Raw genomic sequence first — 3,713 nt, 5'->3', positions numbered from 1 at the left:
GTGCCCATGCTCTTGTCGAGCACGGTGAAGTCGAGCGCGTAGTAGCCGTGGTAGGCGTAGTGCTTGAACTCCTTGTTGCCACCCACCACCCAGCCGTGGATCTGCTCGTAGGGCGCGGTGATCCAGATCGCGTTCACGCCGAGCTGCTTGAACCAGCCTTCGCGCAGCTTGTTGGTGATGCCTTTGAGGTCACCGCCGTGGAAGGTGCCGACGTCATCTTTCGGTGCCGCCTCGCGCTTGCGGCCATAACTGCCATCGTTCGCAGGGTTGCCGTTTTCGAAGCGGTCGGGAATGGCGAAGTAGACGATCGGGTTGTCGGCAAAGCGGCCGGGGGCTTGCACCGGGCCGGTGGGTACCAGGAGCTTGGCCACGGATGCCGCAGCGACCGTCACGACCTTCGGCGGTTCGTTGGCGCAAGAAACAGACAGCAAAGCGAGACCCAGGGCGGCCAGCAGCCGCCACGTCGACAGGTGGTTCATGGAGGAGTCCGATCAGGGGCAGGGCTTGTCGGCGCGCGCTTTTTGCGCGTCGGCGAGCGAGGTGTAGATCTTGCGGTCGCCGTTGTTGACCCAGATTTCCTTGGTCGTGTTGCCGTCGAAGGCCATGTCGCGGCCGCCTTGTTCCTTGGAGTCGCCCTTGTGGATGATGTAGTTGACGCGGCCCTTGACGAAGTCGTCGAGCTTCACCGTCCAGTAGACGCCGAAGTCGCCCTTGCCGCTGGGCGGCATGGGCTTTTGCCATTCGACGCCGGGCAGGGGAATGCCGCCGTCTTTCCACAGGTGAGCGCCCCAGCCGTCGTAGTTGCTGTCGCAGCGGTTGTAGTGGATGGTGGCGGTCTGCGCCTGGGCGGCGGCGCTCAGGGTGAGTGCAGCGGCCAGCAGGATCGAGTGCTTGAGCTTCATGGTGTGCCTCTCTCAGTGGGAGTGGTTGAAAACGGCGTCAGCCTTTGAGACCGCCAGCGGTGAGGCCGGAGATCATCCATTTCTGCGCCAGGATGAAGACGATGGTGATGGGCAGACCCGACAAAATGGCCGCAGCCGCGAAGTCGCCCCACAAATACTTCTGCTCGTACAAGAAGAGCTTGGAGCCGACCGCCAGCGTGAGCTTGGCCTCTTCGTGCAGCAGGATCGAGGCAACCGGGTATTCAATGATGGCGCCGATGAAGGCCAGCAAGAACACCACCATCAGGATGGGCACCGCCATCGGCAGCAGCACGAGGCGGAAGGCCTGCCAGGGGGTGGCGCCGTCGACCTTGGCGGCCTCTTCGATCTCGAACGGAATGGTGTCGAAGTAGCCCTTGATCGTCCACACGTGCAGCGCGATGCCGCCCGAGTAGGCGAGCAGCAGCGAGGCGTGGCTGTCGATGCCGACGGAGGGGAACACATTGCCCAGCCGGTCGAAGATGGCGTAGATGGCCACCAGCGCCAGTACGGCCGGGAACATCTGCATCAGCATCAGCCCCGAGAGCGAGGCCTGCTTGCCGCGGAACTGCATGCGCGCGAACGCATACGCGGCGGTGGTCGACAAGGTGAGCGTGATGAGCGCGGTGAGGCTGGCCACCTTGACCGAGTTCCACAGCCACAGCAGCACCGGGAAGTCGGGCTGCACCAGCCGGCCGTCGGGCGCGGTGTACGAGATGCCGAGCGCGAGCTTCCAGTGCTCCAGGCTGATTTGCTCCGGGATCAGGCTGCCGGCGGCAAAGTTGCCGGGCCGCAGCGAGATCGACAGGATCATCAGGAAGGGGAAGATCACCAGCAGCACCAGCCCGATCAGGAACAGGTGCGCGGCCAGCACACGCCAGCGGTGGGATTTGTCGAGGACGATGGCCATGACGTTTCCTTATCTCGCTTCTTCGCGAGCGATCTTGGTGAAGCGCATCTGCACCAGCGAGATCACCGCCACCATCGCAAAGATCACCGTCGAGATCGCTGCTGCCAGGCCGTACTGCTGGCCCGAGTCCTGGAAGGCGATGCGGTAGGTGTACGACACCAGCAGGTCGGTCGTGCCTGCCGGCACGCTGGTGTCCAAGAAGTCGGGCCGACCGCCGGTGAGCAGCGCGATCAGCACGAAGTTGTTGAAGTTGAAGGCGAAGGCCGAGATGAGCAGCGGCGTGAGCGGCTTCATGATCAGCGGCAGCGTGATGCGGAAAAAGTTGGTCAGCGGCCCGGCGCCCGCCACGGCCGAGGCTTCGTACAGGTCGGACGGGATGGCTTTGATCAGCCCCATGCACACGATCATCATGTAGGGGTAGCCCAGCCACACGTTGACGATCAGCAGCATCAGCTTGGCGAGCGTGGGGTCGGAGAACCACGCGGGGCGGATGCCGAACAGGGCTTCGAGGATCAGGTTGATTTCGCCGAAGTTGTTGTTGAACAAGCCCTTGAACACCAGGATCGAGATGAAGCCCGGCACCGCATAGGGCAGGAACAGCATCACGCGGTACACGCCCTTGAAGCGAAGCGCGTCCCAGTTGAAGAGCACCGCGAGGAACATGCCGAGCGCGGCGGCGATGAACACGGTGAGGGCGGAGAACACCACCGTCCACACGAAGATGCGGATGAAGGGCTCTTGGAATGCCTTGTCGGTGAAGATGCGGGTGTAGTTGGCGAGACCCACGCCGACCTGAAAGCCGGGCTGCACACGCTCGCCACTCGCGGTCTCGTAGAAGCCGCTGTCGAAGTTGGGGCGCAACACGCCGCCGTCGCGTTTGTTGAGCAGGCTGCCATCGGGTTGCTGCGCGTAGAGCGGCTGCACCTCACTGAATTGGCGCAGGCCGGTCATGCGCAGCTTGCGGCCGTCGGGCAGCACGAAGGCGAGGGCCTTCAACTGGGGTTGTTTGGCGATCAGGTCCTTGATCGGCAGCGGTTCGCCGAGTGCGATGGGCGCCTGCTCGGCGGGCTCGAGCTTGAGCTCCAGCGGGGCGTTGCTCTTGAGCGCGAGCGGGCCGGAGACGAAGGCTTTGCTGGCATCACTGTCTTCGAGCCGGGCGCGGAACTCGCGGCCATCGGCATGCAGGGTGAAGGCCAGCGGCTCGGCCTCGGCGCGGTAGGTTTCGTCCAGAAAGTATTGGGTGGCGCGCGGGAACTCCAGCAGGTTCTTCGAGCTGTGGTTGGTGAAGCCTATGCCCATGGTGTAGAGCATGGGGAAGACCACGAAGATCAGCGAGGCGGCGATGCCGGGAAAGAGGTAGCGGTAGGCGTAGGCGCGCGGCGAGGTGTAGACCCACAGCGCCAATGCCGAGATGACGAGCATGGTGCCGGCCAGCAGCGTCTCGCCGGCGGCGTGCACCAGCGTCACCACGTAGAGGGCGGCGATCAGAACCAGGGCGAGCAGGGCGCCTGGTGCCACACGCTTCAAAGAGGGCGAAAGGGTCATGGAGGGGTATCAGACAAAGGGCGGTGAACCACGGCGACAGCCGGGGCCCACCGCCGCGCACATCACTTCGCCGAGATGCGCTTGGCCGCAGCGTCCAGCGCTTCCTTGGGCGACTGGCGGCCTTCGGTCATGTTTTGCAGTGCCGATTGCATCGACGACCAGAAGCGGCCCATCTCCGGGTTGTTGGGCATGGGTGAGCCGTCTTGCGCGCTCGCCATGGTGGCCTGGATGTTGGGGTTGCTCTTGAGCTCGGCGTAGAGCGCCTTGCTGGCCGGGGTCCCCAGCGGCACGTCGTCGTTGATCTGCTTGAGGCCCTGCACGCTCAGCATGTGGTTCTC

General features: G+C 64.1%; 4 protein-coding genes and 1 pseudogene. All 5 read right to left on the bottom strand.

The features are described from left to right. The coding region (locus RMO40_RS22795; protein WP_309725889.1) for an alpha-amylase family glycosyl hydrolase at positions 1-479 on the bottom strand (479 nt) is incomplete at its 3' end. 12 nt (positions 480-491) lie between these two features. Then, complete coding sequence (locus tag RMO40_RS22790; protein WP_309725888.1) at positions 492-902, bottom strand: pullulanase-associated domain-containing protein; 411 nt, start codon at positions 900-902, stop codon at positions 492-494. Between the two features lie 37 nt (positions 903-939). Further along, a complete protein-coding gene (malG, locus tag RMO40_RS22785) occupies positions 940-1,830 on the bottom strand; it encodes a maltose ABC transporter permease MalG (RefSeq protein ID WP_309725887.1) in 891 nt (296 codons plus the stop codon). A gap of 9 nt (positions 1,831-1,839) precedes the next feature. Further along, positions 1,840-3,375, bottom strand: a complete 1,536-nt coding sequence (gene malF / locus RMO40_RS22780; RefSeq protein WP_309725886.1) for a maltose ABC transporter permease MalF — start codon at positions 3,373-3,375, stop codon at positions 1,840-1,842. A 62-nt stretch (positions 3,376-3,437) separates the two neighbouring features. After that, positions 3,438-3,713 (bottom strand): annotated as a pseudogene (gene malE, locus RMO40_RS22775) (maltose/maltodextrin ABC transporter substrate-binding protein MalE); the annotation flags it as partial.

The organism is Rhizobacter sp. (genome assembly GCF_031412075.1).
Taxonomy (GTDB): Bacteria; Pseudomonadota; Gammaproteobacteria; order Burkholderiales; family Burkholderiaceae_C; genus Rhizobacter.
The sequence above is the reverse complement of the archived record's forward strand: the minus strand, read 5'-3'. Positions and strand labels throughout refer to the sequence as shown.

Coding starts and splice junctions, on each gene's coding strand:
- RMO40_RS22790 (WP_309725888.1), bottom strand. CDS start 902: ATGAAGCTCAAGCACTCGATCCTGCTGGCCGCTGCACTCACCCTGAGC.
- malG (WP_309725887.1), bottom strand. CDS start 1,830: ATGGCCATCGTCCTCGACAAATCCCACCGCTGGCGTGTGCTGGCCGCG.
- malF (WP_309725886.1), bottom strand. CDS start 3,375: ATGACCCTTTCGCCCTCTTTGAAGCGTGTGGCACCAGGCGCCCTGCTC.